The organism is Pseudomonas sp. GZD-222 (assembly GCF_049310525.1).
Lineage (GTDB): Bacteria > Pseudomonadota > Gammaproteobacteria > Pseudomonadales > Pseudomonadaceae > Aquipseudomonas.
Genome location: NZ_JBMOWO010000095.1, coordinates 41,406 through 68,302 on the forward strand (window position 1 = coordinate 41,406; position 26,897 = coordinate 68,302).

Genomic DNA, 26,897 nt, shown 5'->3' on the forward strand with positions numbered 1-26,897 from the left:
GGTACCGGTATTGCTCAAGGTACCCTGCAGGCGCTGCCATGCATCAACGCTTGCCGAGGATTTTCCCCAGCATTTCCGGTCGTGGCGCACCTTGCTGCGACTGCATTTGCTGTTGTTCATCGAGGTAGAAGATGGCAGGTGTCGCTGACAGCCCCAGCTCCTCCATCAGGGCCAGATTGCCCTCGAGCTTGGCTTGCACCGCCGCGGGAATCTTGTCCAGCGCCTTGAGGGTGCTGGCCTTGCCGGCACTCTCGTGCTTGTTCAGGGCCTGGACCGGATCTTTGCTGGCCAGCAGCGCCGCCGATTTGCCCGGACTGTCTTCACGGATGATGCCGACCATGATGTGGCGCAACTGCACCTTGCCCGACTCGACCCACGGCCGCGCCTGCTGCCAGAACATGTTGCAGTACGGGCAGTTCGGGTCGCTGAACAGGTAGACAACGCGCGGTGCGTCAGCCTTGCCGTCGGCAATCCAGGCGCTCTTGTCCATCTTCGCCCAGACCTCCTTGGACATCGGCGCATAGACCAGCTTCTGCAGCGGTGCTTCGCTCAAGTCCTGGCCTTGTTCATCGAACAGGCTGCCAACCAGCACGTGCTTGCCGTCAGGCGTCAAGTACAGCGCCATACCCCGGTTCTGGTACTCGGCGGCGTAACCGCGTAAACCGTTGGGGGCATCGAAGCTGCCTTTGATCTTCACACCCTTGGCTTCGATTTGTTGCACAGCCTTGGGCAGGGTTTCGGCCATCGCGGCCTGGCTGGCCAGCAGGCCGATCGTGAGGGTCAGGGGCAATTTCAGCAAAGGGTGCATGTGTCGTTCCTTGAAGCGTTGGTGACAGCGGGCGCAGGTGTGCGCTCGAAGGATTCCAGGGCGTGGCTGAGACTGGCCCGCGACAGCTCGCCCAGGTGGCTGCCGACCAGACGGCCGTCGGCGTTGTAGAACAGGGTGGTGGGCAGGGCCATGGAGCCGACTTTCTGCGCCAGCTGGCCACCACCGTCGAACAGCACGTGGGACAGGTTGAGCCCGGTGGTGGCGAGAAAGGTGCTGACCGTCTGCGGGGTTTCCCCCTGGTTGACGAACAGGAAGGTGATGTCCGGGTGCTCGTGCTGAGCCTGTTGCAGCACCGGCATTTCCCGGCGGCACGGAGGGCACCAGGTGGCCCACAGGTTGATGACCAGCGGCCGGCCTTGGTAAGCGGTGAGCTGCACGCTACGACCGTCGGCTTTTTGCAAGCTCACCTGGGGCAGTTGCGTGCCCTGCTCATAGAGGTGACTGCCCAGGCTGCCGAGCAGCCAGAACAGTGCACCGCTGAACAGGCCCCAACCCAGGGGCCGACGCAGCGCTGGGCGACGCCAGCCACGCCACAAGGCACCGAAGGCTACCACCAGCAGCCCCGGCCAGAGCAGGAAGCCGCCATCGCGCAGGTCGACGATCTGGATCAGGTCATCGCGGTACATCGGCCAATAGCTGAGGACAAACCCCAGGCGTGCGCCCAACAGCCCCAGCAGGAACAGGCTGAACAGCACTGACTCAGGGTTGTCGCCACCACGCTTGGCCACCCGCCAGCCGACCACTGTGGCCAGGGTCAGCGCGCACAGTAGCAACAGATGATCGACGGCCATGGTCAGCGGCCCGAGGTTTACCGTCAGCATTAGCCTTGACTCCGGGTCTGGGCCCATTGTTCGAGGAAGTTCTTCGCATCGATTTCACCGGTGATGCGTCGGCTGCGGCGTTCGTTACCTTCCGGGCCGATCCAGATCAGGCTCGGCGGCCCCGGCACCTGGTAGCGTTGCAGCAGCTCACGGCTGGAGGGCGCATCGGCGGTCACATCCAGACGCAGCAAGCGGACGTCGCCCAGTGCGGCCAGCACATCGGCGCGGGCGAACACCTGTTTCTCCATGACTTTGCACGACACACACCAGTCGGCATAGTAGTCCAGCATCACCCACTGGCCTTGGGCCTTGGCGCTGTCCAGCTCGCGTTGCAGTTCAGCCGGTTGGCTGACGGTGATAAAGGCATCGCTATGTGCAGCGCTGGCAACCACGCCAGTAGCGGCGCGGAAGGGCTGCAGCGGCTGCCAGGGATCGTCGCCGCCGGCTGAAGCACCGATCACCAGCAGGCTGCCCCAGAAGCCCAGCAGCAACGGCAGCGCACGGATCGGCCGCAAGCCGTGCAGTGCGGGCCAGGCCGCCCAGGCCAGGGCGATCAGCCAGGCGCCGGCCAGGCCCAGCCACAGTGCTGGCTCCAGTACGGTACGCAGGGTGTACAAGGCCATGGCCAGGAAGACAAAGCCGAACAGGCCCTTGACCAGGTTCATCCACGGGCCAGGACGGGGCAGGTAGCGATTGCCCAGGGTCACCAGCAGCAATAGCGGCAAGCCCATGCCGATGCCGAGGGTGAACAGCACCAGTGCGCCGTGCAGGGCATTGCCGCTCTGGGCGATGTAGAGCAGGGCGCCGGCCAGCGGTGCGGTCATGCACGGTCCCATCAGCAGCCCGGAAAGTGCACCCAGCAGCGCTGCGCCATACAGGTTGCCGCCACGGGTGCCGTGGCCTGCACGTTCCAGTCGATCACGCAGCCACACCGGCAGTTGCAACTCGAAGGCACCGAACATCGGCAAGGCCAGCAACACAAACAGACCGGCCAGGGTGCCGAGCAACCAGGGCTGTTGCAGCCAGGCCTGCAGGCTGCCACCGAGCAACGCAGCGATTACGCCGAGGGCGGCGTAGACCAGGGCCATGCTCAGGACATAGACACTTGCCAATGCCCAGCCGCGGCGGGCACTGACGCCATTACCGAGGACCAACCCGGCGAGAATCGGCAGCATCGGCAGCGAACATGGGGTAAAGGCCAGCAGCAGGCCAAGTCCGAGGAAGGCCAGCAGGCTCCAGGCCAGGCTCGACTGCTGCAGGCCGCCGGCCAGGGCCTGATCGCTGGCCTGTTCGTCGACAACCGTGTTGCTCAGGCTGACCAGGTTGGTCTGCGGTGGGTAGCACAAGCCGGCATCGGCACAGCCTTGCCAGCCCATGCGCAACTGACCAGCGGCCGAGGCGGGCAGAATCAGCTCAAGTTCGCCGCGATATACCAGGGTTTCGCCGAAGTATTCATCATGATGAGGCAAGGCTTCTGGCAGGGCAGGCTGCTGCTCGACAGGCAGGCCGTCGAACTTCAGGCGCTTTTGATACAGGTAGTAGCCGTCGGTGATTTTCCAGTGCAGGCGCATCTGCCCGGAGTCCAGACGTTCGCTGCTGAACACGAAAGCCTTGTCCACCGGCAGAAAGTCACTCTGGGCGAACGGGTTGGCCTGGGTCAGGCCGCTGAATAGAAGCATCAGGGCGATTAGTAAAGTGCGCATCTCAAAGCCTTGGTAGTGCGTTAAGCGCTCGATCCTGGCCGAACGCGATTAACCGAGTGTTAACCGGCAAACGTCGATTGTCGCCCAAACCGCGACGATCCGGCGCTGGCGCGGCATAATCCTCGCTTAATCCGATTGCGCTTCACTGCCACTTTTAACATCGAGACCGACCATGCACGTACTGCTCTGCGAGGATGACGACCTGATTGCCAGCGGCATCGCCGCAGGGCTGAGTGCCCAGGGCATGACCGTGGACCGGGTGGCCACCGCTGGCGCAGCCCAGGCCATGCTCCAGGCCGCCGCCTTCGATGTCATGGTGCTGGACCTGGGCCTGCCCGATGAAGATGGCCTGAAGTTGCTGCAGCGTCTGCGTCAGCAGGGCGAGAGCTTGCCTGTGCTGGTGCTCACCGCCCGCGATGCGGTCACCGACCGGGTCGACGGACTGCAGGCCGGCGCCGACGATTACTTACTCAAGCCGTTCGACCTGCGCGAGCTGGCGGCGCGGCTGCACACCCTGTTGCGGCGCTCGGCCGGGCGTGCGGTGAATATCATCGAGCACGGTCCGCTCAGCTACGACCCCAGCAGTCGCGAAACCTGCCTGGGCGGTGTCCCGGTCGACCTGTCGCGACGCGAGCAGGCGCTGTTGCAGGCCCTGTTGCACAACCGTGGCCGGGTGCTGTCCAGCGAGCAGCTCAAGGACAGCGTCTACGGCTTCGGTGACGAGGTCGAGAGCAATGCCTTGAACGTGCATATCCATCACCTGCGCCGCAAGTTGGGCAACGGTATTGTCGAAACCGTACGCGGTCTGGGCTATCGCCTGGGGCCTGCGCAGTTGCCCGAGGTGTCGCAGCCATGAGCCTGCGCGTACGCCTGACCCTGATCCTGGGCACCGCTTTCGTGCTGATCTGGGCGCTGGCGGCGGCCTGGATGCTGCGCGACCTGCGCTATCAGATGATGTTTTCCCTGGACCAGCGTCTGGTGGCTTCGGCGCGCATGGTTGCCGGCCTGATCGATCAGTTGCCACAGCCGCTGGTCGCCAAAGGCGAGGGTACGCAACTGAGCGCCGATCAGCTCAGTGTGCCGGATGGCATGGCTTGTCAGGTCAGCTCGTTACGCGGCGAGATCATTGCCCGTAACCACGGTCAGGGACACACCCTCGATGACGACCGCAGCGGCTTTCGTGACCAGACCATCGAGGGCGCGCGCTGGCGTACCTTTACCTATTACCGCGGCGATGTACGCATCACCACGGCTGACCGTCACCAGGAGCGTGAGGCGCTGAACCGCTCGATCCTGCTGGCGGCTTCGGCGCCGGTATTTGTCGCGCTGCTCGGCACCCTCGGCTTGCTCTGGATCGGCATCGGCAAGGGCCTGGCACCGCTCAACCGTATGCGCGATGCGCTGCGCAGGCGCAGCCCCGATGCCCTCGAACCGTTGCAGGTACGTGCTTTACCGAGCGAGTTGCAGCCACTGCTGGATACCCAGAACCAGCTGTTCTTGCGCATTGCCCAGACCATCGAGCGCGAACGGCGTCTGACCGATGACGCCGCCCATGAGCTGCGTACGCCGCTGACTGCAATCAAGACCCACCTGCAGGTGGCACGGATGACCGATGGCGCGATTCGTGAGCAAGCACTGGAGCACGCCGAGCAGGGCGCTGACCGCTTGCACAAGACGCTGGAGCAGTTGTTGCTGTTGGCGCGGGTCGAAGGCAGCCTGTCGTTTGAAGATGGCGTGCAGTGCAGCGCCGAGCAGGTGGCGCGCCAGGCCATCCAGGACACAGGGCTGGGCGACTCACAGCGTATCGATCTGCAGTTGGCACCCGACGCCGCCCAGGCGTACCTCGGGATGCCCTCGCCACTGGCGGTAACCGCCTTGCGCAACCTGCTGGACAACGCCTTGCGCCATACCCGTGGTACGGAGCCGGTGGAGCTGGCGGTGCAGATGGACAAGGGGCGGGTGGCCTTCATGGTACGGGACCACGGTCCAGGCATCGCCGATCAAGATCTGGAGCGCCTCACCGAGCGCTTCTGGCGCAATGGCCAGAGCGGTGGCTGCGGCCTGGGCCTGGCGATTGTCCAGGCAATCGTCCAGCGCTGCGCCGGTTCCCTGCGCTTCGACAATCGCAGCGATGGTCTGCGGGTGCAGTTGCACATCCCGTTGCGCGCTGAGTAGCGATGAAAAAAACCTCGATCAGCGCCTGAATCGGCTAAATCCGCCGGGCGCTGAAGCGTTTTTCAAGCGATAACAACCCGGCACTCATCTGGTAACAGGCGCGTGACGGGCACATCCGCTTGCTTGCGAGGGTTTCCCCAGATGTCAGTCGCTATCAGCCTTGCCCAGCCGTTGCCGGTGTCTTCGGACGTGGCCGCTGCCGAAACGCTTTATCACTTCGAAGAGTCACCGTTGCTGGCCCGCCAAAAGCAGCAAGAGTCCAATGCCCGCAGCTACCCTCGGCGCATCCCTCTGGCATTGAAAAAGGCCCGTGGCCTGTATGTCGAAGACGTCGAAGGGCGTCAGTTCATCGATTGCCTGGCCGGCGCCGGCACCCTGGCGCTGGGACACAACCACCCGGTAGTGATCGAGGCGATTCAGCAGGTGCTGGCCGATGAGCTGCCGCTGCATACCCTTGACCTCACTACACCGGTCAAAGACCAGTTCGTTCAGGACCTCTTCGGCCTGCTGCCACACGCCTTGCGTGACGAGGCGAAGATCCAGTTCTGCGGACCGACCGGGACCGATGCGGTGGAAGCGGCGCTGAAGCTGGTGCGCACTGCCACCGGACGCAGCACCGTACTGTCGTTCCAGGGCGCTTATCACGGCATGTCTCAGGGCGCATTGAGCCTGATGGGCAGTCTGGGGCCGAAAAAGCCCCTGGCGGCACTGTTGAGCAATGGCGTGCAGTTCCTGCCTTATCCCTACGATTACCGTTGCCCGTTCGGACTGGGTGGTGAGGCCGGGGTCAAGGTCAACCTGCACTACCTGGAGAACCTGCTTAACGATCCGGAAGGCGGCGTGCAGTTGCCGGCGGCGGTAATTGTCGAGGCCGTGCAAGGCGAAGGCGGGGTGATTCCGGCTGATCTCGAGTGGCTGCGCGGCGTGCGGCGGATTACCGAGAAGGCCGGTGTGGCGTTGATTGTCGATGAAATCCAGAGTGGGTTTGCGCGTACCGGCAAGATGTTTGCCTTTGAGCACGCCGGCATCATTCCCGATGTGGTGGTGATGTCCAAAGCCATCGGCGGCAGCCTGCCGCTGGCCGTGGTGGTCTATCGTCAGTGGCTCGACACCTGGCAGCCGGGTGCCCATGCCGGCACCTTCCGCGGCAACCAGATGGCCATGGCGGCGGGTTCGGCGGTGATGAAGTACATCAAGGACCACGACCTGTGCGCCCATGCCCAGGCGATGGGTGAGCGTCTCAGCGGGCATTTGCGTCGCCTGCAGGAGGACTTTGCGCAGTTGGGTGATATTCGCGGCCGTGGCCTGATGCTCGGGGTCGAACTGGTCGATCCGGCGAGCGCCAAGGATGCCCAGGGCCATCCGGGCGCTTGTCCGCAGTTGGCACCGCTGGTGCAGCGCGAATGCCTCAAGCGCGGTCTGATTCTCGAATTGGGTGGGCGTCAGGGCGCGGTTGTGCGCTTCCTGCCACCGCTGGTGATCACCGCCGAGCAGGTCGATGAAGTGGCTGCGCGCTTCGGTCGAGCGCTGGCAGCGGCGGTGGCGACCCGACTTGCCCCGCGATCAGAGATTCACTCGAACGAACGTCCTGCGCGCCAATACCCCATCAAGGTCAAAGCCTTGCGGTCCAGTCCACGCTCCTGGACGAGGAAACGACGGATGTTCATCACCGCCGCAGACTCACCGGCAATCCATGCGTGGAACTCGCCGTTGCTGGACTGGGCACGTTCCCAGAGGATCTGCTGCTCGATATCGACGTCCTCAAGGGCTGCAGTGCTGCGCTGCTCCAGCTGCACCCGTGGCAGGCGTGCCAGTTCGCGCACGGCATGAATCATCGCCTCACCATGATCGCCATTGAGCACATCCCGCGGTAGCCAGTTCAGCTCGGTCGCGGCACTGCAGGTCAGATCAACACAGTCCTGTTCACATGGCACTTCAATGAATGCCTGCACGGGCACACCGGGATGCTCCATAACCATCTGTTCGAGGATGCCGGCGATAGCGGGCAGGGCGGTTTCGTCACCGACCAGCAGCAGCTCGCGCAGGTTGTTTGGCGGTTGCCATTCATAGCCACCCGGATCGCCATCAAAGGCGAGATTAGGCGCCACCATCTGTAGGCGATCGCCGATGCGGGCATGAGTCGCCCAGGCAGAGGCGGGGCCGTTGACGCCATGCAGAACGAAGTCGACATCCACCTCCAGCACTTCCCGCCGCAGGTCTCTGATGGTGTACGTACGCATGGGTGGGCTGCTCTGGGCATCCAGGCCGCGCCGGGCTTCTTGCCATGAACCGTGCTTGGGCAGCTGTGGCGGTTGGCCGTTGGCACTGGGAAAGAACAGCTTGATGCGCTGGTCGGCGGCCAGGGTACGCATTTGCGCAACGTCAGTACCGCTGAAAACAAAGCGGGCGAGCGACGGGCTCAGGGGGATGATCGCTTTGAGCTGTACATCGAACATTCGGTAGCCGGTCGGTTTGGCCGGCTTCCCGACCAGCTTGCGCAGACCGTTGCCCAAGGCGCTGGCCAAGGAGGTGGAGGAGGACATGGGTGATAGCCTTTTGCAAAGAATTCACCTTGGGAACGAATTCCGGGGGGCCTGAATTAGCCATCGGCCCAGCCCTTAAATTTCCCGCGGGTGGATACGTTCTAGCTTGGATAAAGCCTGCTTTCTGGCGGACACGGGTAGAACAATGACGATATCGCGGCGAGGATTCATAGCAGGTCTGGCAGTGGCAGGTGCGGCGGTGCCTGCGGCCTATTATGCGCACAAGGAATTGACCCACGATCCTGAGGACGACATCGTCACGCCGGGTGAGGCCAGCGTCGAACTGGCCGACGTTGCCGGTCAGCAGTTGGCGGATCAACTGCGTGGCGTCTGGGACCTGCGCTTTTCCGGAAGCCAGGCAGGCCTTTCCGGGTTGCCCGAGCAGGGCCTGCAGCTTTACCTCGACGTTGCCACCAAGGGTCGCGGACTGCGTGGTTTCGTCGATGAAAAAAGCCGCCTTGAAGGGCCGGGAGCGGTGGCTTATCGGGTCGTCGGTGACCTAGTTGGCGCTTCCAGTGCGCAGATCCGTTGGCGTTTGCTGAGCAATCAACAAGGGCCGGGCTACGAATGCATTGCCAGTCTGGATGAAGTCTGGGGCCGTTACGCCAATGCCGGCAGCGGTACCTTGAGTGGCCGCCTGCAACCGCTCGACCGGCCCATGGCATTGCCACTGCTGGACAGTCACTTTGTCGCGGTCAAACGTCCGTTTCCCGAGGCCCGCGAGCGCTTGCCGTATACCCCGGAGTTAGAGGCCTGGGTGACCGGCGCCGAACACCGTCTGTTTCACCAGCTCTGGCATGCTACCCGCGACAAATGGCACAACCTGTCGGCCGAAAAGCAGGGCGCCTTGCGTGGGCTGGGCTGGCAACCCGGGCCTCGTGATCAGGAACGCGATGCCCGTGGTCCGCGCAAGCATCGCAATGGTTCGGGGATCGATTTTCTGTTCATGCACCGGCATATGCTGGGGACTGCGCGTTCCATGCAGGACCTGCCTTCCTGGGCGCATTTCCCCTTGCCACGGCCCAGTGTCGAGCAGGACCGACAAGGCTTTGCCCGTTACTTCGACAACCACGACGGCTACTGCGTACCGCCAACCTGGCTGGCGCCTGACGACGATGCCTATGGTCAGTGGGTGTCGGCGATCAAGGCGGGCGAAACGTTCTGCAGCAACTTCCAGGTCTGGGAATCCCAGTACCAGGATCCGCTCTATCTTTCGAAGCTGACGCTGGGCGCGTTCGGCTCGGAACTGGAGATGAACCTGCATGACTGGTTGCACATGTGCTGGGCCTCGGTGCCACGCGATCCTGTCAACGGTGTCCCGGTGCCCTTTGCTCGTGATCCTGCGGACTTCAGCTCACGCTGGTTCGGTGCGCAAAACGATTTTCTCGGTGATCCCTTTTCGTCGCATGTGAGTCCGGTGTTCTGGGGCTTTCATGGCTGGATCGACGACCGCATCGAAGACTGGTATCGCGCTCACGAACGGCACAATCCCGGCCAAGTGCGCAGGCTGCAGCTCAATGGCGTGAAGTGGTTTGCCCCAGGGCGTTGGGTCGAGGTGGAAGACCCCTGGTTGGGGCCGGTAACTCACGGTTGCAGCACGGTGCCTGGAGCTTTCCCTGGCAAGTCGGTGGAGATGGATGTGGAAACCATGAAACTGGCGCTGCGCATCACCTTTGGTGACGACGACAATCTTGGTGACCTGGTCCGGCGTGTGCCGCGACGGCCCTGGTATGCGCGGCACCTGTCATTGCGCGGGATTGTTTCCTGAGAGGATAAACAGTGGCTTGATCGCGGGACAATTCTATTTGCCCCGCGACAAGCGCGTTTTACCGAGGTACCTGCCAGCCCCCACCCAAAGCCTTGTACAACGCCACACTGCCTTGCAGGCGTGCCAGACGCAGTTGTGCCTGCTGATCCTGGGCCTGGTACAGCGTGCGTTGCGTCTCCAGCACCGTCAGCAAGGTTTCGGCACCGGCCCGGTAACGGCTTTCCGACAAGGCAAAGGCGATTCGCGCCTGCTCGACTTCCTGATCCTGCCATTGGCGCTGGTCGTCCACGCCGCTGATGGCGTTGAGGGCTTTCTCGACGTCGGCGAAACCGGCAACGATGCTGGTGCGATAGTCCTGCAATAGCTCCTCCTGCCGGGCCTGGGTTTTATCCCGTTCGGCACGCAGGCGGCCATTGTTGAAGATTGGCGCGGCCAGGCCGGCCGTCAGGGTGTAGTAGGGGCTGCGCAGGATGCGGGCAAAGGTGTCCGCCCCTGATCCCAGGTCAGCACCCAGGGTCAGGCTCGGCAGCATGGCCGCGCGGGCAACCTGGATGTTGGCCTGGGCCGCAGCCAGGCGCGCCTCGGCTGCGGCGATGTCTGGACGGCGGCTGAGCAGTTCGCTCGGCAGGCCACTACCAATCTCCGGCCAGCGTATAACGTCGATCGATTCCTCGAACGGTGCCAGACGCTGCACAGGCTCGCCAAGCAGGGTCGCCAGGGTAATGCGTGCTTCCTGCAGCTGCTGTTCGAACAACGGCACCTGGCGCGCCTGACCGGCCACCAGGCTGCGTTGCTGGGCCAGCTCCAGCGCCGTGGCCGAACCCGAGTCGTAGCGGGTCTGCACCAGGCGCAATACGTCCTGCGCGTTGGCCAGGTTGAGCCGGGCAATACGCACCTGCTCGGCCAGCGCCAGGCTTTGCAGATAGCTATTGGCGACGCCGCTGAGCAAGGTCAGTTCGACCGTCTGACGGTCGTAACGGCTGGCGTCGAGGTCAAACAGGGCGCTGTCACGGGCGGCCGCTTTGCCGCCCCAGAAGTCGACCTCGTAGCTGGCACTCAGACGCGTGCCGAACGTGGTGGTGGTGCGTTCGCTGTTGCTGTCATCGGACTGGTCGAAACCATTGCCGTGCAGCAGGTGCTTACGGCTACCATCGAGGCCGAACTTGACCTCCGGTAGTAGAGGCGCGCCGGCGATCACTGCCGAGGCCTGGGCCTGGCGGACCCGTGCAGCGGCGGCGGCGAGGTCGAAACTGTTACGTTGCGCTTGCGCAATCAATTGATTGAGCGGTGCGCTGGAAAACTGCTGCCACCAGTCCGGCTGGGGCAATGGCTGGGCGAACGGGCCGTGGCCTTGCCATGCCTCGGGCGCTTGCAGGCCACTCGCCGGGGGGGCGGTGTTAGTGCTGCAGGCAGCGAGGAACAAGCTGATGGACAACACACTGAGGCGGCTAGGCAGGTTCATTGATTATTCGCTGGTAAGGGCTTTGACCGGGTCGAGGCGGGCGGCTTTGCGCGCCGGCATGAAGCCGAACACCACCCCGGTGACCACTGCGCAGGCAAAGGCGCCAAGCACGGCCGCCAGGGAAAAGGCCACGGCGATGTTGCCAAGCAGCAAACCGCCGCCAATCAGCAAAGCCAGGGCAATACCGGTAAGGCCGCCGACCATCGACAGCAACACCGCCTCGCTGAGGAACTGGCGCAGGATGTCGCGCTGACGGGCGCCCGTGGCCATGCGGATGCCGATCTCGCGGGTGCGCTCGCGCACCGTCATCAGCATGATGTTCATCACCCCGATGCCACCGACCAGCAGCGAGATCGCTGCGATCGAGCCGAGCATCAGTGACAGGGTGTTCTGGGTGCGTGCCTCGGCCTGGATCAGCGCCGCGTCGTTGCTCAGTTCGTAATCGTGCTTGCCGTGGTGCAGCTTGCGCATCAGCTTGTCGATGGCCGCCTCGGTCTCGGCCACCCGACGGGAATCAGCGGCGGCGATGGTCACGTACTCCGGGTTGCGACTGCCGAACAGGCGAATCGCGGCGGCGGAGTAGGGCACCACGATACGTTCGTCACTATCCTGGTCGCCGGAGCTGGCACCTTTGCCTTTGAGCACGCCGACCACCTGGAAGGGTACGTTCTCCACCAGGATGTACTGGCCGAGTGGGTCAACCCCGGCGCCGAACAGCTTCTCTTTGACCTTCTGGCCGATTACCGCGACGGCGGCTGCGACCTGTTCGTCGGCTTCAGTGAAGAAGCTGCCTTCAACCACCGGCCAGTTGAAGATCTCGGAGAAATAGGTGTTGTTGCCGCCGACATAGAACTGCTGGTTGTTGTTGCCGTAGCGCACCATCAAGGTGTTGCCGATCACCGGCATGATCATTTTCACCTGGGGCAGGCTGCCTACCGCAGCGACATCATCCAGGGTGACGATCCCGGCGGGGTCGCGCAGGGTCGGCGCGCTGCCGCTGAGGTAGAGAATGTTGGAGCCAAATGCCGCCATCTGGGCCATGACCTGACGCTTGCTGCCTTCGCCGACGGCGAGCATGACCACCACTGACGCCACGCCGATGACGATGCCGAGCAAGGTCAGAGCGGTGCGGAAGCGGTTGATCCACATGATCCGCCAGGCCGCTTGCAGCGATTCGATCATCTCGCCTTTCCAGGCGCCGCTGTAGGTCGCACCCTGATCCAGGCGCTGGCGCAGGTCTTCGGCCTGCAGGCCGGCGCTGGGGTCGTGCGCGGTGGCGTGGTTGTTGGCCGAGTCACTGACGATCAAACCGTCGCGTATCTCTATGACCCGCTTGGCCCGTGCCGCGACTTCGCGATCGTGGGTGATCAGGATCACTACGTGACCCTGGCTGGCCAGCTCATCGAGCAAGGCCATGACTTCGGCACCGCTCTGGCTGTCCAGGGCGCCGGTCGGTTCGTCGGCAAGAATGATATGGCCGCCGTTCATCAGCGCCCGGGCAATCGATACCCGTTGCTGCTGACCGCCGGAAAGCTGGTGTGGGCGGTTGCCGGTGCGGCTGGCCAGGCCCAGGCGCTCGAGCAAGGCGGCCGCGCGGGCGTGGCGTTCGCTGGCGGGTGTGCCGGCATAGATGGCCGGCATCTCGACGTTTTCCTGCGCCGAGCCCGAAGCAATCAAATGGTAACCCTGGAAGACAAACCCGAAGGCTTCGCGGCGTAGCCAGGCCAGCTCGTCGCTGTCGAGCTCGGCGACGTCTTTTCCGGCGAACAGATAATCGCCCGAGGTCGGTCGGTCGAGGCAGCCAAGAATGTTCATCAGCGTCGACTTGCCGGAACCGGAGGCACCTACGATGGCGACGAACTCCCCCGGGTGGATCGCCAGGCTGATGCCACGCACGACCTCGACCTTGGGCGTGTCGACGCCCCCGTAGGATTTGCGGATGTCGAGCAGTTCGATCAGCGGCGTACTCATTCAACCTCCGCTGGCAGCAGGTGCGCCGATCAGCAATCGTTCGCCTTCGTTCAATCCTTCCAGTACCTGTACCCGCAGGCGGTCGCTCAGCCCGGTGCGCACCTGGCGTTGCTCGACCTTGCCGTTGGTGCCGAGCACCTGGGCAACTTGCAGGGTAGCGTCACTGGCGTCCTCGTCCAGCGCGGCCACCGGGACGGTCAGTACTTTGCTGGCACGACCGGCAACGAAGAACACCTGGGTGGTCATCTCCGCCATCAGCGCGTTGTCGGGGTTGTCGACATCCAGCAGCACGGTATACAGCACCACTTTGCCACCGCTACCACTGCCACTGGCGCTGGCCGGACTGCCGCCGCCTTGGCTGGACTGATCCAGGGGTTTGGGCGGTACCGGCAGGATCTGGCGTACGGTGCTGGTCCAGCGCCGTTTGCCGCCGGCCAGGGTAGTGAAGTAGGCCGTCATGCCGGGTTTGACATGGCCGATATCGGCTTCGGAGACCTCAGCCCAGACCGTCATCGGCGACAGCTTGGCGATCCGCAGAATCAATGGTGTCTGTTGCTGGGCGTTGAGGGTCTGGCCTTCTCGGGCATCGACGGCGACCACGGTCCCGGACATCGGCGCATAGATTCGTGTGTAGCCCAGTTCGGCTTCATCACTGCGCAGACTGGCCTGGGCCTGGCGGATCTGTGCGCGGAACATGTCGATGCGTGCCTGGGTGACCTTGAGCTCGGCCTGGGCGCTTTGCACGTCTTCCTCTCGAGTAGCACCGCCGACAGCCAGGTCACGTTGGCGCTTGTACTTTTGTTCGGCGAGCTGGTACTGGGCCTGCTGCTCGGCGAGCTGGGCCTTGAGGTTGTCGATCGAGAAACGTCCGGCATCGAGCCTGGCCTGTTGTGTCGAAGGGTCGATCTCGACGAGCAGTTGTCCCTCCTTGACCTGGTCGCCCACTTCCACATGCAGCTTGCGGATCTGGCCGGAAGCCTGCGCACCGACATCCACATAGCGTCGAGGTTGCAAGGTGCCCAGTGCGGTGACGCTGCTTTCGATATCGTTGCGTGTGACGCTGACGGTGCTCAGCGGATCGCCACCGGCGGGCAGAAATTTCCAGGCAAGCAGGGCGCTCAGGCTGAGCAGGCCGAGGCCGAAGAGTACCAGCCGGCGTTTGTTCGAAGGACGTCTCATGCGGGGTTCCAGCCAAAGGGGTTGGGTCGTGGCGTCACGCTGCCGGGCAAGCACGAAAGACACGGGAGGCTTCAGGTAAACGAGAGACTCGCTGCGGAATTTACCGTGGCGGGGTTGGTACGGCAGTCGCTCAGAAATACGAATAATTATAATTTGTATTTTTGCGGTCTGCCATCAGTGAAAATTTCGTAAAGGCATTCCTTGATTTATGCGGACTTCCCGACAACTATCAATTGAGATGCATTATCTGGCGCAGTGTCCGCCACCAGCCTGAAGTGATGTATTGGCGCAGTAGGGTCAAGGAACGCCGCTAACGCTCTTCTGCCTTGGTCATTGACGATGCCGAACAAATCACTGCGGATCCTGATTGCCGACGAGCATCCGATGCAATTGATGCAGTTGGAAAAAATGCTCAATGGCATGGGCTACTTTCGCATCGCCCCGGTCGAGTCGTTCGAGGACCTGCAGCGTCTGGTGCAGGGCGCGTTGCAACCGTTCAACCTGTTGGTGGGCAATATTGACCTGGCCAACCACGTCGGGGTCGACCTGGAACGCTTTTGCCGGGTCAATGCACAGATCCAGCATGCCCTGCTTTACCAGTCCCAGCACCTGAAGGTGCCCGCGATACCCAGCAATCAGCGCGAGTCGGTGAATGTCAGTCTGCCCAAAGTGCCCGATAACGAAACCATGCTGACTTTCATGGCAATCATCGACACGCCGAAAGTCATCGGGCAGCTACCGGGCGTGTTCGAACGTGCGTCCCACCCGGGCTATCCGCCGCGGCGGGCGAGTTTCGCGCAGTCGATGTTTTCCCGTTAATCCTCAGCCGTAGCGTCAGTCAGCGCACCCCGGCGGGTGTGTTTTGCTATGCTCTTGCGTTCGCCAAAGCACGCTCACGCGTGTGCTGAAGCCCATCGATTGACGGATACCCTTATGACAGCCACCTCGCCTGCGCCGGCAATACGCCTGACGCGCAGTGATCACAAAACCCTGAGCCTGGCGGCACTGGGCGGCGCGCTGGAAATCTACGATTTCATTATCTTCGTGTTCTTCGCACTGACCCTCAGCCAGTTGTTCTTTCCGCCGCAGATGCCTGAGTGGCTGCGCTTGCTGCAAAGCTTCGGGATCTTCGTCACCGGCTACCTGGCCAGGCCGCTGGGCGGGATCCTGATGGCGCACTTTGCCGATCACCTGGGGCGCAAGAAGGTCTTCAGCCTGAGTATCCTGATGATGGCCTTGCCGTGCCTGCTGATCGGCGTGATGCCCACCTATGCCGAAATCGGTTATTTCGCCCCGCTGATTCTGTTGGCCCTGCGTATTTTCCAGGGCGCCGCTGTCGGCGGTGAAGTGCCCAGCGCCTGGGTGTTCGTTGCCGAACACGCACCGGCCGGACGGCGAGGTTATGCTTTGGGCTTCCTGCAGGCGGGCCTGACCTTCGGTTATCTGCTGGGGGCGTTGACGGCCACGCTGCTGGCGCAGTTGTTCACCGCGCAGGAAATTCTCGATTACGCCTGGCGCTTCCCGTTCCTGCTGGGCGGCGTGTTTGGCGTGATCGGTGTCTGGCTGCGCCGCTGGTTGAGTGAAACGCCGGTGTTTCTGGCAATGCGTGAGCATAACGAGCGTCCGGTCGCCTTTCCGCTGCGCACCGTGCTGACTGAACATCGGCGCGCGTTGCTTCCGGCAGCCCTGCTCACCTGTGTACTGACATCGGCCGTCGTGGTGTTGGTGGTGATCACTCCAACCGTGATGCAGCAACGCTTTGGCATGAGCGCAGGCCATACCTTCGCGTTGAGCAGCATGGGTATCGTCTTTCTCAACATTGGTTGTGTGTTGGCTGGCCTACTGGTGGATCGGATCGGCGCCTGGCGCGCATTGATGTTCTACAGCCTGCTGTTGCCGCTGGGTATCGGTGCGTTGTACGCGAGCCTGGTGAGTGGCTGGCAATGGCCGGGGCTGGCGTATGCCTTGGCAGGATTGGCGTGCGGCGTCGTCGGCGTAGTGCCGTCAGTGATGGTCGGGTTGTTCCCGGCGCCGATTCGTGTGTCGGGGATCTCCTTTACCTACAACATCGCCTATGCGTTGTGGGCCAGTACCACGCCGTTGATGCTGATTGCGCTGATGCCATGGAGCCCGTGGGTGTGCGTGGGGTTCAGCGTCATCATGGGGGCAGTGGGGTTGTTGACCGCGTTGTATTTTGCAGCGAAGGAACCTGTGCGCTGCGAGGATGAGACGCCGCACTGTTCGCTTAACGTGTTGTGACAAAGGCGTCCGTTACCTCGGGCGCTGATCGGGCAGACTTCCGGAGCAGGGCAGTTGGATTAACCAATTTGCCAAATTAAACCTACTAGGTTAATTTGCTCATGGAGAAGAGGGTTCCGCATTGCAGGCTTTCGAGGGTCAAAGCGCTGCTTGAGGCAGGCCAGGTTCGAACAACCGTTGCGGCCTTGGCCGGAGGCGCGGCATTGGGTCTGGATTTCGAGCAGATGATGGAAGCGGTCCACAACCTCACCACCGCCGACTTCTTTAAAGCATGACCACTCACGGTGATCATCGAATCTGGCAAGACGTGTATCGGCCGTTCACCAAGGCGGGTTGGATCTATCTGAAACTGACGGTTATCGATGATCTGCTCATCGTATCCTTCAAGGAGTTGCAAGCATGAAATGCCCAGCCTGTGGCGCAGCCGAGCTGGTAAGGGCCAGCCGGGATCTGCCTTACACCTACAAGGGTGAATCTACGCAAGTACCGAGTGTGCAGGGGGAGTATTGCCCGAGCTGCGCTGAGGTCGTACTTGATGATCAAGAGTCACGACGTGTCAGTGCGGCCATGCTTGCGTTCAACCGCCAGGTCAACGCAACGACTGTTGATCCTGGCTTTATCGCGGCAGTCCGTAAGAAACTGGCACTTGATCAGCGTGAAGCTGCCGAGATTTTTGGCGGTGGCGTCAATGCTTTTTCCCGCTATGAGAACGGCAAGACCAGGCCTCCCCTGGCGTTGGTCAAGTTGCTCAAGCTGCTTGATTGTCATCCCGAATTGTTCGAAGAGGTCAGGACAGCCTGATCTGCCCTGAATAAAAAAGCCCCCTGGCCGAAAGGCGAGGGGGCTTTTTATTGGGCGCTGACTTACATGTTCGGGTAAGTCGGGCCACCGGCGCCTTCCGGCGTCACCCAGGTGATGTTCTGCGAAGGATCCTTGATGTCACAGGTCTTGCAGTGCACGCAGTTCTGGGCGTTGATCTGGAAGCGCTTGTTGCCGTCTTCCTGGGTAACCACCTCGTACACACCGGCCGGGCAGTAGCGCTGGGCAGGTTCGTCGTAGAGCGGCAGGTTGGTGCCGATCGGGATGCCCGCGTCGGCCAGCTTCAGGTGGCACGGTTGCTCTTCTTCATGGTTGGTGCTGGAGAGGAACACTGAGCTGAGCTTGTCGAAGCTGAGCTTGCCATCCGGTTTCGGATAATCGATTTTCTTCGAGTCGGCAGCCAGCTTCAGGCAGGCGTAGTCCGGCTTGGTATCGTGCAGGGTGAACGGCAGTTTGCCACCGAACCAGTTCTGGTCGAGGTAGTTGAACGCCGCGCCGAGCATCGGGCCGAACTTGTGCATGGCCGGACCGAAGTTACGGCTGGAGAACAGCTCGTCATACAGCCAGCTGGCTTTGAACGCTGTAACGTAGCTGTTGAGTTGATCGCCGCCTTCACCACCTGCCAGCAGGGCTTCAGCCACCGCGTCGGCGGCGAGCATGCCGGATTTCATGGCGGTGTGGCTGCCCTTGATCTTGGCCACGTTCATGGTGCCCAGGTCGCAACCGATCAGGGCGCCGCCGGCGAAGACCATTTTCGGCAGCGAGTTCAAGCCACCTTTGGCCAGGGCGCGGGCGCCGTAGCTGATGCGCTTGCCGCCTTCGAGGTACTGGCTGATCACCGGGTGGTGCTTGAGGCGCTGGAACTCGTCAAACGGCGACAGGTAGGCGTTGGAGTAGGACAGGTCGACGATCAAACCTACGACTACCTGGTTGTTTTCCAGGTGATAGAGGAAAGATCCACCGGTGTTTTCCTTGGCCATGACATCCAGCGGCCAGCCAGCGGTGTGCACAACCAGGCCTTGCTCGTGCTTGGCCGGATCGATTTCCCAGATTTCCTTCAGGCCGATGCCGTAGTGCTGGACGTCGGATTCGTTGTCCAGGTTGAAGCGCTTGATCAGTTGCTTGCCGATGTGGCCACGGCAGCCTTCGGCAAACAGCGTGTACTTGCCGCGCAGTTCCATGCCCGGGGTATAAAGGCCTTCTTTCGGGTTGCCCTCACGGTCGACACCCAGGTCGCCGGTGATGATCCCGCGGACCACGCCGTTTTCGTCGAACAAGGCTTCCTGGGCAGCGAAGCCCGGGTAGATCTCGACGCCCAGGTTCTCGGCCTGCTGGGCCAGCCAGCGGCACAGGTTGCCCAGGGAGATGATGTAGTTGCCTTCGTTGTGCATGGTCTTGGGCACGAACAGGTCCGGGACCTTGATCGAGCTGCCAGCATCCTTGAGTACGTAGATGTCGTCGCGTTTGACTTCGGTGTTGAGCGGGGCGCCGAGCTCTTTCCAGTCCGGGAACAGTTCGTTCAGGGCGCGCGGTTCGAACACCGCACCGGAGAGGATATGGGCGCCGACTTCCGAGCCTTTCTCGACCACGCAGACGCTGATTTCATTACCGGCTTCGGCGGCCTTCTGCTTCAGTCGGCAGGCGGCGGACAGGCCAGCCGGGCCAGCGCCGACAATGACCACGTCGAATTCCATGTATTCGCGTTCCACAGGTTCTCTCCTACTCAAGGCTCATCGGTTTTTCTTTGTTGGCGGGTGTCAGGCGGTCATTTTTCGCTACGTGTAAGCTGTAGCTCGAGTGATGACGGACTACACCGCTTTCTCTTGGCCGCGCATTATATCTACACCACTCACGGGGTCCAATACAAACGTTTGTTTGAATTTGCCGCAGGCCAGTAAAATCAAAGACGCGCGGCGTGAATCTGACCGGTTTGGCGTATTGACCGGATTGGGCGTTACGGTCAAGATACGAGCGGTTTTGCGCTCGCCGTAGGCTGACCGCCGGATGCAGGTGCACCCCTAAAAACCAGGCGAAAAGCAGGGCAGTTGGGCCGCGGCCCGCTTTGTAGTGGAGTTTACACACCACGACAGAAAATGACCCACGGGTTTTGCTGCTGCAAGGTCGAATTGAGACTGCTGGGTCAGGGTTAAATTCTATCGGCTGCAATCGTTTTTAGAGGTGCCCTTGTACCCACGCGCAATCGCCGGGTTTGCCCCAGGCGACATTCTTTTCACCGGAGAGTAACGAGGAATCCATGAAGGTTCTTGTAGCTGTCAAACGAGTGGTCGACTATAACGTCAAGGTTCGCGTCAAGGCGGACAACTCCGGCGTCGACCTTGCTAACGTCAAGATGTCCATGAACCCCTTCTGCGAAATCGCCGTAGAAGAAGCCGTACGCCTGAAAGAAAAAGGCGTGGCGAGCGAGATCGTCGTCGTTACCGTCGGCCCGGCCACTGCCCAGGAGCAATTGCGTACTGCCCTGGCACTGGGTGCCGACCGTGCGGTACTGGTCGAGTCCGCTGAAGAGCTGACCTCGCTGGCCGTGGCCAAGCTGCTCAAGGCTGTGGTCGACAAAGAACAGCCGCAGTTGGTGATCCTTGGCAAACAAGCCATCGACAGCGACAACAACCAGACCGGCCAGATGCTGGCTGCGCTGACCGGCTACGCCCAGGGTACTTTCGCCTCCAAGGTCGAAGTCGCTGGCGACAAGGTCAACGTCACCCGTGAAATCGACGGCGGCCTGCAGACTGTAGCGCTGAACCTGCCTGCGATCGTCACCACCGACCTGCGCCTGAACGAGCCGCGCTATGCGTCGCTGCCGAACATCATGAAGGCCAAGAAAAAGCCACTGGAAACCGTTACTCCAGACGCGCTGGGCGTTTCCACTGCCTCCACCAACAAGACCCTGAAAGTCGAAGCGCCGGCTGCTCGCAGCGCGGGTATCAAGGTCAAGTCGGTGGCTGAACTGGTCGAGAAACTGAAGAACGAGGCGAAGGTAATCTAAATGACTATCCTGGTTATCGCTGAACACGAAAACGGTGCCGTTGCCCCGGCCACCCTTAACACTGTTGCTGCTGCCGCCAAGATCGGTGGTGACATCGCTGTGCTGGTCGCTGGCCAGAATGTCGGTGGCGTAGCTGAAGCTGCAGCCAAGATCGCTGGCGTTGCCAAGGTGCTGGTTGCCGACAACGCCGCTTACGCGCACCAACTGCCGGAAAACGTCGCCCCGCTGGTCGCCGAGCTGGGCAAGGGTTACAGCCACGTGCTGGCCCCTGCCACTTCCAACGGCAAGAACATCCTGCCACGCGTTGCTGCGCTGCTGGACGTTGATCAGATCTCCGAAATCATTTCGGTTGAATCGGCTGACACCTTCAAGCGTCCGATCTACGCCGGTAACGCCATTGCCACCGTGCAATCGAATGCTGCCGTCAAAGTCATCACCGTACGTGCCACCGGCTTTGACGCCGTTGCCGCTGAAGGTGGTTCGGCTGCGATCGAAACGGTTGCTGCTGCTCACGACGCTGGCAAATCGGCGTTCGTTGGCGAAGAGCTGGCCAAGTCCGATCGTCCAGAGCTGACCGCTGCCAAGATCGTCGTTTCCGGCGGCCGTGGCATGCAGAACGGCGACAACTTCAAGCACCTGTACGCCCTGGCCGACAAGCTCGGCGCTGCTGTCGGCGCTTCGCGCGCTGCAGTTGACGCAGGTTTCGTACCGAACGACATGCAGGTCGGTCAGACCGGCAAGATCGTTGCGCCACAGCTGTACATTGCCGTCGGTATCTCCGGCGCGATCCAGCACCTGGCCGGCATGAAAGACTCCAAAGTGATCGTTGCGATCAACAAGGACGAAGAAGCGCCGATCTTCCAGGTGGCCGACTACGGTCTGGTTGCTGACCTGTTCGAAGCCGTACCTGAGCTGGAGAAGCTGGTTTAATCCAGCCGCTTCACTTATAAAAGAGCCCGATCCGCTCGGGCTGTGCAAGCTTGCCTTGCGCAGTCCGGTCGATCGGGCTTTTTCATTCAGGGTAAAAAAGGGTAGGGAGGCATTGCATGGGATGGCTTGGCCGAATAAACACGGCGCTGGTGTACGCTGCGTTGCTGCCTTTGCCGGCAGGGGCTGTGGGCAAATGCGAGCAGCTGGTGGCCACCGGCAGTCCTGACGCCCCACCGTATTCGTGGCGCGACCCGCAAGACCCCAAGCATCTCATCGGCGCCAGTGTCGACCTGTTCAAGCAGGTTGCCGGTGAGTTGGGCCTCAAGGTTGAAGTGCTCGACAGTGGTACGCGTGGCCAGGCGCTGGAAGAAGTGCGCAGCGGGCGTGTGGATCTGTTGATCGATTCACCCTTCGCCGTGGCTGAGCTCACCAGCGTGGACTACGTGCATCCGTCGTTGCTCAGCAACGAGTACGTGGTCTGGACTCGCCACGATTCACCGCTGGTTTACGATACGTTGACCGATCTGCGCGCGCATCAAGGCAGTGTTTCGGAAAAAGCGCGTCTGACCCCGGAGTTTTCGGCTTACGCCAAGAGTCAGTTGCAGCTCGCTCCGGCGCAGAACCTGACCCAGGCATTCCAGAAGTTGTTGCTTGGCCAGGTCGACTATGTGCTGGCCGGACGCTACGCCGGCATGGCCATGGCCCAGACCCTGGGCATGAGCAACAGCTTGATCGCGCGAGGTTTGCCGTTGGACCGTCCGGGGCTGTACCTGGCGCTGTCGCATAATTCGGCGTGCAATGACGCCTGGTTGCGCGGACAACTGGCAAAAAAGCTGACAGAATTGCCGGCCTCCGGCGTGTCTCAGGCGGTACTGCAACGTAATGTCGAGCGCTGGAAAGCGCAGATGCAGGCGCCGCTGGATGCCCCTAAACAGTAGGAAGATTGCGTGAGAATCCAACCACTATTCGCAGCGCTGGCGCTGCTGGCGCTGGCCGGGTGTGCCAATGATCCGGCACCCAATGAGCAGTTGCGCCTGTCTGAACAGGCGCTGGAGCAGGCCAAGGCCGTCGGTGCCACCGAAGAAGTGCCAGAGCTGAAGATGGCTCAGGACAAAATGGCCCGTGCCCAGGTCAACATGACCCATCAAGCGTACCGCGACGCGCGCATGCGCGCTGAGCAGGCCGAGCTCGATGCGCGCCTGGCCGAGGCGCGGGTGTTGACCAGCAAGAGCAAAGAGCAGCTGGACCTGCTGCAATCGCGGGTCAATCGCCTGCGCAAACAGTTGGGGGAGCAGCCGTGAGTTCGATCAAACCTATGGCAGCCTTGCTGCTGCTCGGGCTCGTTGGCCTGCAGGGATGTGCCAGTCAGCGTAGCGAATCGGCGCTCGATGAAGCGACAGCCAAGTTCCAGACCGTCAAAGATGACTCCAATGTACTGCGCAGCGCGCCGCGTGACGTGATCCGCGCCGGTGAGTCGTTGGCACGGGCAGATCGTCTGTCCAGCTACTTCGGCACCGGTGCCGATGTGCGCCACTATGCCTACCTGAGCCAGCGCTACAGTGATATTGCCCGTGAGCACAGCAATCTGGTGCTCAATCAGGAGCGCCTGGCCAAACTCGAACTTGAGCGTCAGCGCCTGCAGTTGGCGCTGCGTGAAGCCAAGCTCGCCAGTGTGCAGCAACAGGGCAAGTGGCTGGAGGCGCAGATCGTCAGCCTGGCAACGACCCAGAGTGATCGTGGTTTGGTCATGACACTGGGCGATGTGCTGTTCGATACCGGTCGTGCGGAGTTGAAAAACTCGGCCAACCGTACCGTGCTCAAGCTTGTGCAGTTCCTGCAGCTCAACCCCAAGCGCGTCGTGCGTATTGAGGGTTACACCGACAGCACGGGTGCCTCGGAAGACAATCTGAAATTGTCCCGGGATCGTGCACAGGCTGTAGCGGACATGCTGGTCGACCTCGGCGTTGATGAGAAACGCATCGAGGTTGAGGGCTATGGTGACCAGTACCCGGTCGAAGCCAACGCTTCGGAGCGGGGCAGGGCGCAGAACCGCCGCGTCGAGATCGTCTTTTCCGACGAAAAGGGCAAGCTTGGCGCCGCGCGCTAACACCCTTTGAAGAACCCGGTGAGCGCAGCTCACCGGGTTTTTTTATGGGCGCCAGAAAGTGGCTTCAAGGGGCTGTCACACAACTGTATTGTCGACTATTCTGCAATCTGTCCCAGTACACTTTGCAACTGTTCCGGTATTCTGACTCAATCTTCGAGTCGTACAAAAATAACTACATTGCCTGCGTGTCGAGAACCGATCATGACCAACCTGCTGCTCTACCAGCGTATCGCCCAGCAACTGGCCGAAGACATCCGTCGTGGTGTCTATCAACCGGGTGAGCGGGTTCCGTCGGTGCGCAAGATGAGTTCGCAGCTCAACGTCAGTCATGCCACGGTGTTGCAGGCCTATGCCAATCTAGAAGACCAGGGGCTGATCCGCGCGCGTCCGCAGTCTGGCTACTATGTGCACCAGACCCCGGCACTGACCGCGCAGACCCCGGATATTGCCCGGGTCGAACGTCCAGGCCTGGTCACCCGCAGCAGTATCATCCAGCAAGTGTTGACCGAAGCGCGACGCGACGGTGTGTTCCCGTTCGGTGCGGCTGTGCCCCATGTCGATTATTTACCGGTGCGGGCGCTGCACCAACAACTGGCCAAGGTCACGCGTTTTCATAGTCCGCGGGCCTTCAGCTATATGTTCAGCCCGGGTTTTGAGCCTTTGCGTCGGCAGATCGCGATTCGCATGCGTGATGCCGGGATAGTGGTTGATCCCAGTGAGGTCGTCGTCACTCACGGCTGCGTCGATGCGCTGCAGATGTCGCTGCGGGTCCTGACCAAGCCAGGTGACCTGATTGCCGCCGAATCGCCGACTTATTATGGGCTTTTGCAACTGGCCGATCTGTTGGGGCTCAAGGTCATCGAGATCCCCAGCGATCCGTCCACGGGTATCAGTCTGGAAGCCTTGCAGCTTGCGGCGAATCAGTGGCCGATCAAGGCCTTGGTACTGACCGCGCGCCTGAGTAATCCGCTGGGTGGCACCATTCCTGAAGATCGGCAAAAGCAATTGCTGCGCCTGGCGTCCGATTTCGACATACAGATCGTGGAAGACGATATCTACGGCGAACTGATGTTCGAGCAGGGCAAGACCAAAGCGCTCAAAGCCTTTGATCGCCTGGGTCGGGTGATTTATTGCTCGAGCTTCTCCAAGACGTTGTCGCCAGGTGTGCGAATCGGCTGGATGGTGGCCGGCAAGTACCAGGCGGAAATCCAGCGACTGCAGACCTTCACTACACATTCCGCCTGCAGCGTAACCCAGATGGGAGTGGCTTCTTATCTGGAGAATGGCGGCTACGACCGGCACTTGCGCTATATCCGTCAGGAGTACCGGAAAAACCTCAGTGCCTATCAATTGGCAGTGCAGCAGCATTTTCCCGAAGGCACCCAGATGACCCGGCCAACCGGCGGTTTCATTCTCTGGGTGAGTTTGCCTGGGCGGGTCAATACGCAGGAGTTGCACGTGCGTGCACTGCAGCAGGGGATCAGTATCGCGCCGGGGCTGATCTTCAGTAATACCGAGCAGTTCAACCACTGTATTCGTCTGAACTGCGGTATTCCCTGGAATCGCGAGGCGGAGCGCGCCTTGATGACTCTCGGTATGCTGGCCAGCCAGTTGTGTCAGGAGTCGGGGGCAGCGAACTTTTTCTAAGCTTGCCAGTCTCCTCGGGAACGCGGACCATATACATCTTTGCGGGTGATTCTTGGTGTATATGAAAGCCTTGTCTCGGGTTGGCGTGTTCCTGTGTTTGCTGGGTTTTCTGGCTGGCAGTGGGAGCGTGATGGCTCAGACGCCACCTGCTGCAACACCGAGCAAGCCCGCCAGCACCGCGACAAAAGCCAAGCCGAGCGTCCAGCAAAAGCAGGTCAAGAAGGCGCCAGTGAAAAAAAAGCCGGCTGCCAAACCTATCCGCCAGAAGTCGAAAAAAGCAGCCAAGGCCGCCCCCGAGCCTTTGCCTGCAACCAAAGTGGATCTGCGCCTGCCGGCCGATATGGTCAAAGACCTCAAGCCGGCGACTCAAGACCCGGTGCCCACGCCCAAACCCTTATTGCCTTACTTGTTCGGCGAGAAGCCGCCGTCGGATAGCCCGTTCCAGCTTAACGGTCGGTTGTTGAGCAACGAGATGCAGCTGCAGTTGCGCAACGACGCGCGCCAGCAGAACATCGAAGGCGCAGCCATTGAGTTCGAGTTCAAGCAATAGCTATCAAGCTGACTCGCTGGTCATGGCCGATAGCGTGATTTTTCATGTTGCCGACAATTTCAAACGACCGTTTTAGCGGGTACTATCCGGGTTCATTCATCATTTGCTGTACCGAGGATTCTGTTGTCATGAACTGCCGTGAAGGGTGTGGCGCATGCTGCATCGCACCGTCCATCAGCTCGCCGATACCTGGTATGCCCAAGGGCAAGCCGGCGGGGGAGCGCTGTTTGCATCTGTCGGTCGTCAATCTCTGTGGACTGTTCGGTAAGCCCGAGCGCCCTGCGGTGTGTGGTGGCTTCAAGGCCGATGTGGAGGTGTGCGGCAGTGATCGTGATGAGGCAATCAGGATTCTGGGGTGGTTGGAGCAAGTGACGGCAGCCTGAAACGCGGATCTTCGACAATAAGGAACACAATAATGGGATCGTTTAAGCACGTAGCACTGGTCTTTGGTCTTAGCGCGGTACTGGTGCCGCTGGCCCATGCCGATGACTGGAAGCAGGCCAAGAACGAAGACGGGATCAAGGTCGATCTGAGTGAAGTCGCCGGTTCCGACTACAAGGCCTACCGCGGGGTTACGCTGATCAAGGCGCCGCTGGCAAAAGTCAGGGCCCTGCAGGAAGACGTGGCCGGGGCTTGTGCCTGGATCCATGAGTGCAAATCGCAAAAGCTGCTCAAGACCGAGGGTGACCAGACCTGGACCTACACTCAGTTCAATACCCCGTGGCCAGTCACTCCGCGTGATTCAATTCTGCACGTCACTACCATCCAGGACGCCGATGGCAGCTTGACCCGCAAGCTTGAAGGTGTACCCAAGTACTTGCCTGAAGAAAAAGGCTTTGTGCGCGTGGCCAAGGTTGAAGGATTCTGGAAGCTGCAGCCGAAGGGCAACGATACTGAGGTAACCTATCAGGTTCATACCGAGCCGGGCGGTAGCGTGCCGTCGATGGTGGCGAACAAATTTGTGGTGGATGCGCCGTTCAATACCTTGAAGGCGTTGAAAGAGAAGGCTGAAAAGCCTTGATTCAAGAGGTACAGTTGTTCGGGGCTTGTGCTTTGCGGTGACTGTGTGGGAGCGGGGGTTGCCCCCGGCTGACGTGGGGTGGGGGAAAGGAAAGTGTGGGGGAAGCCAC

23 protein-coding genes and 2 pseudogenes are annotated in these 26,897 nt (G+C 61.4%); 17 read left to right on the forward strand and 8 right to left on the reverse strand.

The window, feature by feature from the left end:
• Positions 1–43 precede the first annotated feature (43 nt).
• Genes dsbG through dsbD form a run of 3 tightly spaced genes read right to left on the reverse strand, consistent with a single transcriptional unit; the run spans position 44 to position 3,353 of the window.
• Complete coding sequence (dsbG, locus tag ACO6VD_RS17905; protein WP_400172533.1) at positions 44–808, reverse strand: thiol:disulfide interchange protein DsbG; 765 nt, start codon at positions 806–808, stop codon at positions 44–46.
• Positions 793–1,650: a prolipoprotein diacylglyceryl transferase family protein gene (locus ACO6VD_RS17910; RefSeq protein WP_422420983.1), complete on the reverse strand. Its 858-nt coding sequence runs from the start codon at positions 1,648–1,650 to the stop codon at positions 793–795. Before ACO6VD_RS17910 ends, dsbG begins: the two co-directional genes overlap by 16 nt.
• The gene (gene dsbD / locus ACO6VD_RS17915; protein ID WP_422420984.1) at positions 1,650–3,353 is read right to left on the reverse strand and encodes a protein-disulfide reductase DsbD; all 1,704 of its coding nucleotides are present in this window, start codon (positions 3,351–3,353) and stop codon (positions 1,650–1,652) included. Before dsbD ends, ACO6VD_RS17910 begins: the two co-directional genes overlap by 1 nt.
• Before the next feature lie 172 nt (positions 3,354–3,525).
• Between dsbD and ACO6VD_RS17920 the strand changes: the two genes are divergently transcribed.
• From ACO6VD_RS17920 to ACO6VD_RS17930, 3 genes and pseudogenes are all read left to right on the forward strand, one after another.
• Positions 3,526–4,209: a response regulator gene (locus ACO6VD_RS17920; RefSeq protein ID WP_400172530.1), complete on the forward strand. Its 684-nt coding sequence runs from the start codon at positions 3,526–3,528 to the stop codon at positions 4,207–4,209.
• On the forward strand, positions 4,206–5,528 hold the full coding sequence (locus ACO6VD_RS17925) for an ATP-binding protein (RefSeq protein WP_422420986.1): 1,323 nt from the start codon (positions 4,206–4,208) through the stop codon (positions 5,526–5,528). The genes ACO6VD_RS17920 and ACO6VD_RS17925 overlap by 4 nt, the downstream gene beginning before the upstream one ends.
• 141 nt (positions 5,529–5,669) lie before the next feature.
• Positions 5,670–7,073 (forward strand): annotated as a pseudogene (locus ACO6VD_RS17930) (aspartate aminotransferase family protein); the annotation flags it as partial.
• 26 nt (positions 7,074–7,099) lie between these two features.
• On the opposite strand, the gene ACO6VD_RS17935 reads toward ACO6VD_RS17930, so the two are convergent.
• Positions 7,100–8,071 (reverse strand): siderophore-interacting protein, encoded by a 972-nt coding sequence (locus ACO6VD_RS17935; RefSeq protein ID WP_422420988.1) that lies wholly within the window; start codon positions 8,069–8,071, stop codon positions 7,100–7,102.
• A gap of 145 nt (positions 8,072–8,216) precedes the next feature.
• Between ACO6VD_RS17935 and ACO6VD_RS17940 the strand changes: the two genes are divergently transcribed.
• The gene (locus ACO6VD_RS17940; protein WP_422420990.1) at positions 8,217–9,839 is read left to right on the forward strand and encodes a twin-arginine translocation signal domain-containing protein; all 1,623 of its coding nucleotides are present in this window, start codon (positions 8,217–8,219) and stop codon (positions 9,837–9,839) included.
• 58 nt (positions 9,840–9,897) lie between these two features.
• On the opposite strand, the gene ACO6VD_RS17945 is transcribed toward ACO6VD_RS17940, so the two are convergent.
• The 3 genes from ACO6VD_RS17945 to ACO6VD_RS17955 are packed head-to-tail and all read right to left on the reverse strand — an operon-like array spanning position 9,898 to position 14,451.
• Positions 9,898–11,301 carry an efflux transporter outer membrane subunit gene (locus ACO6VD_RS17945; protein WP_422420992.1) on the reverse strand — a complete coding sequence of 468 codons (1,404 nt, stop codon included), beginning with the start codon at positions 11,299–11,301 and terminating at the stop codon, positions 9,898–9,900.
• A gap of 3 nt (positions 11,302–11,304) precedes the next feature.
• A complete protein-coding gene (locus ACO6VD_RS17950; RefSeq protein WP_422420993.1) occupies positions 11,305–13,272 on the reverse strand; it encodes a MacB family efflux pump subunit in 1,968 nt (655 codons plus the stop codon).
• Positions 13,273–14,451: an efflux RND transporter periplasmic adaptor subunit gene (locus tag ACO6VD_RS17955; RefSeq protein WP_422420995.1), complete on the reverse strand. Its 1,179-nt coding sequence runs from the start codon at positions 14,449–14,451 to the stop codon at positions 13,273–13,275. It lies immediately after the preceding gene.
• A 339-nt stretch (positions 14,452–14,790) separates the two neighbouring features.
• On the opposite strand from ACO6VD_RS17955, the gene ACO6VD_RS17960 reads away from it, so the two are divergent.
• From ACO6VD_RS17960 to ACO6VD_RS17975, 4 genes and pseudogenes are all read left to right on the forward strand, one after another.
• The gene (locus tag ACO6VD_RS17960; protein ID WP_422420997.1) at positions 14,791–15,270 is read left to right on the forward strand and encodes a histidine kinase; all 480 of its coding nucleotides are present in this window, start codon (positions 14,791–14,793) and stop codon (positions 15,268–15,270) included.
• 114 nt (positions 15,271–15,384) lie between these two features.
• Positions 15,385–16,710: an MFS transporter gene (locus tag ACO6VD_RS17965; RefSeq protein WP_422420999.1), complete on the forward strand. Its 1,326-nt coding sequence runs from the start codon at positions 15,385–15,387 to the stop codon at positions 16,708–16,710.
• Between the two features lie 101 nt (positions 16,711–16,811).
• A pseudogene (locus ACO6VD_RS17970) lies at positions 16,812–17,113 on the forward strand (type II toxin-antitoxin system MqsR family toxin).
• Positions 17,110–17,511: a type II TA system antitoxin MqsA family protein gene (locus ACO6VD_RS17975; RefSeq protein WP_422421001.1), complete on the forward strand. Its 402-nt coding sequence runs from the start codon at positions 17,110–17,112 to the stop codon at positions 17,509–17,511. Before ACO6VD_RS17970 ends, ACO6VD_RS17975 begins: the two are co-directional and overlap by 4 nt.
• Before the next feature lie 62 nt (positions 17,512–17,573).
• Here ACO6VD_RS17975 and ACO6VD_RS17980 read toward each other — a convergent pair whose 3' ends face one another.
• Entirely contained in the window at positions 17,574–19,238 is a 1,665-nt protein-coding gene (locus ACO6VD_RS17980; protein ID WP_422421002.1) for an electron transfer flavoprotein-ubiquinone oxidoreductase, read from the reverse strand.
• A 545-nt stretch (positions 19,239–19,783) separates the two neighbouring features.
• On the opposite strand from ACO6VD_RS17980, the gene ACO6VD_RS17985 reads away from it, so the two are divergent.
• The 9 genes from ACO6VD_RS17985 (at position 19,784) to ACO6VD_RS18025 (ending at position 26,788) form a co-directional block, all read left to right on the forward strand.
• A complete protein-coding gene (locus tag ACO6VD_RS17985; RefSeq protein WP_043863151.1) occupies positions 19,784–20,533 on the forward strand; it encodes an electron transfer flavoprotein subunit beta/FixA family protein in 750 nt (249 codons plus the stop codon).
• Positions 20,534–21,463, forward strand: a complete 930-nt coding sequence (locus tag ACO6VD_RS17990; RefSeq protein WP_422421004.1) for an electron transfer flavoprotein subunit alpha/FixB family protein — start codon at positions 20,534–20,536, stop codon at positions 21,461–21,463.
• Between the two features lie 116 nt (positions 21,464–21,579).
• A complete protein-coding gene (locus ACO6VD_RS17995) occupies positions 21,580–22,401 on the forward strand; it encodes a substrate-binding periplasmic protein (RefSeq protein ID WP_422421005.1) in 822 nt (273 codons plus the stop codon).
• A 9-nt stretch (positions 22,402–22,410) separates the two neighbouring features.
• Positions 22,411–22,764: a DUF4398 domain-containing protein gene (locus ACO6VD_RS18000; RefSeq protein WP_400172515.1), complete on the forward strand. Its 354-nt coding sequence runs from the start codon at positions 22,411–22,413 to the stop codon at positions 22,762–22,764.
• A 14-nt stretch (positions 22,765–22,778) separates the two neighbouring features.
• Positions 22,779–23,570: an OmpA family protein gene (locus ACO6VD_RS18005; protein WP_400172538.1), complete on the forward strand. Its 792-nt coding sequence runs from the start codon at positions 22,779–22,781 to the stop codon at positions 23,568–23,570.
• 201 nt (positions 23,571–23,771) lie between these two features.
• On the forward strand, positions 23,772–25,217 hold the full coding sequence (locus ACO6VD_RS18010; RefSeq protein WP_422421007.1) for a PLP-dependent aminotransferase family protein: 1,446 nt from the start codon (positions 23,772–23,774) through the stop codon (positions 25,215–25,217).
• A gap of 61 nt (positions 25,218–25,278) precedes the next feature.
• Complete coding sequence (locus ACO6VD_RS18015; RefSeq protein WP_422421009.1) at positions 25,279–25,767, forward strand: translation initiation factor 2; 489 nt, start codon at positions 25,279–25,281, stop codon at positions 25,765–25,767.
• A gap of 128 nt (positions 25,768–25,895) precedes the next feature.
• Positions 25,896–26,150 carry a YkgJ family cysteine cluster protein gene (locus tag ACO6VD_RS18020; protein ID WP_400172512.1) on the forward strand — a complete coding sequence of 85 codons (255 nt, stop codon included), beginning with the start codon at positions 25,896–25,898 and terminating at the stop codon, positions 26,148–26,150.
• A gap of 32 nt (positions 26,151–26,182) precedes the next feature.
• Entirely contained in the window at positions 26,183–26,788 is a 606-nt protein-coding gene (locus ACO6VD_RS18025; RefSeq protein WP_422421012.1) for an START domain-containing protein, read from the forward strand.
• Positions 26,789–26,897: the final 109 nt, after the last annotated feature.

Bases quoted from the DNA above. Each gene is read 5' to 3' on its own strand.
- dsbG (WP_400172533.1), bottom strand. From the start codon at position 808: ATGCACCCTTTGCTGAAATTGCCCCTGACCCTCACGATCGGCCTGCTG.
- ACO6VD_RS17910 (WP_422420983.1), bottom strand. From the start codon at position 1,650: ATGCTGACGGTAAACCTCGGGCCGCTGACCATGGCCGTCGATCATCTG.
- dsbD (WP_422420984.1), bottom strand. From the start codon at position 3,353: ATGCGCACTTTACTAATCGCCCTGATGCTTCTATTCAGCGGCCTGACC.
- ACO6VD_RS17920 (WP_400172530.1), top strand. From the start codon at position 3,526: ATGCACGTACTGCTCTGCGAGGATGACGACCTGATTGCCAGCGGCATC.
- ACO6VD_RS17925 (WP_422420986.1), top strand. From the start codon at position 4,206: ATGAGCCTGCGCGTACGCCTGACCCTGATCCTGGGCACCGCTTTCGTG.
- ACO6VD_RS17935 (WP_422420988.1), bottom strand. From the start codon at position 8,071: ATGTCCTCCTCCACCTCCTTGGCCAGCGCCTTGGGCAACGGTCTGCGC.
- ACO6VD_RS17940 (WP_422420990.1), top strand. From the start codon at position 8,217: ATGACGATATCGCGGCGAGGATTCATAGCAGGTCTGGCAGTGGCAGGT.
- ACO6VD_RS17945 (WP_422420992.1), bottom strand. From the start codon at position 11,301: ATGAACCTGCCTAGCCGCCTCAGTGTGTTGTCCATCAGCTTGTTCCTC.
- ACO6VD_RS17950 (WP_422420993.1), bottom strand. From the start codon at position 13,272: ATGAGTACGCCGCTGATCGAACTGCTCGACATCCGCAAATCCTACGGG.
- ACO6VD_RS17955 (WP_422420995.1), bottom strand. From the start codon at position 14,451: ATGAGACGTCCTTCGAACAAACGCCGGCTGGTACTCTTCGGCCTCGGC.
- ACO6VD_RS17960 (WP_422420997.1), top strand. From the start codon at position 14,791: ATGCCGAACAAATCACTGCGGATCCTGATTGCCGACGAGCATCCGATG.
- ACO6VD_RS17965 (WP_422420999.1), top strand. From the start codon at position 15,385: ATGACAGCCACCTCGCCTGCGCCGGCAATACGCCTGACGCGCAGTGAT.
- ACO6VD_RS17975 (WP_422421001.1), top strand. From the start codon at position 17,110: ATGAAATGCCCAGCCTGTGGCGCAGCCGAGCTGGTAAGGGCCAGCCGG.
- ACO6VD_RS17985 (WP_043863151.1), top strand. From the start codon at position 19,784: ATGAAGGTTCTTGTAGCTGTCAAACGAGTGGTCGACTATAACGTCAAG.
- ACO6VD_RS17990 (WP_422421004.1), top strand. From the start codon at position 20,534: ATGACTATCCTGGTTATCGCTGAACACGAAAACGGTGCCGTTGCCCCG.
- ACO6VD_RS17995 (WP_422421005.1), top strand. From the start codon at position 21,580: ATGGGATGGCTTGGCCGAATAAACACGGCGCTGGTGTACGCTGCGTTG.
- ACO6VD_RS18005 (WP_400172538.1), top strand. From the start codon at position 22,779: ATGGCAGCCTTGCTGCTGCTCGGGCTCGTTGGCCTGCAGGGATGTGCC.
- ACO6VD_RS18010 (WP_422421007.1), top strand. From the start codon at position 23,772: ATGACCAACCTGCTGCTCTACCAGCGTATCGCCCAGCAACTGGCCGAA.
- ACO6VD_RS18015 (WP_422421009.1), top strand. From the start codon at position 25,279: ATGAAAGCCTTGTCTCGGGTTGGCGTGTTCCTGTGTTTGCTGGGTTTT.
- ACO6VD_RS18020 (WP_400172512.1), top strand. From the start codon at position 25,896: ATGAACTGCCGTGAAGGGTGTGGCGCATGCTGCATCGCACCGTCCATC.
- ACO6VD_RS18025 (WP_422421012.1), top strand. From the start codon at position 26,183: ATGGGATCGTTTAAGCACGTAGCACTGGTCTTTGGTCTTAGCGCGGTA.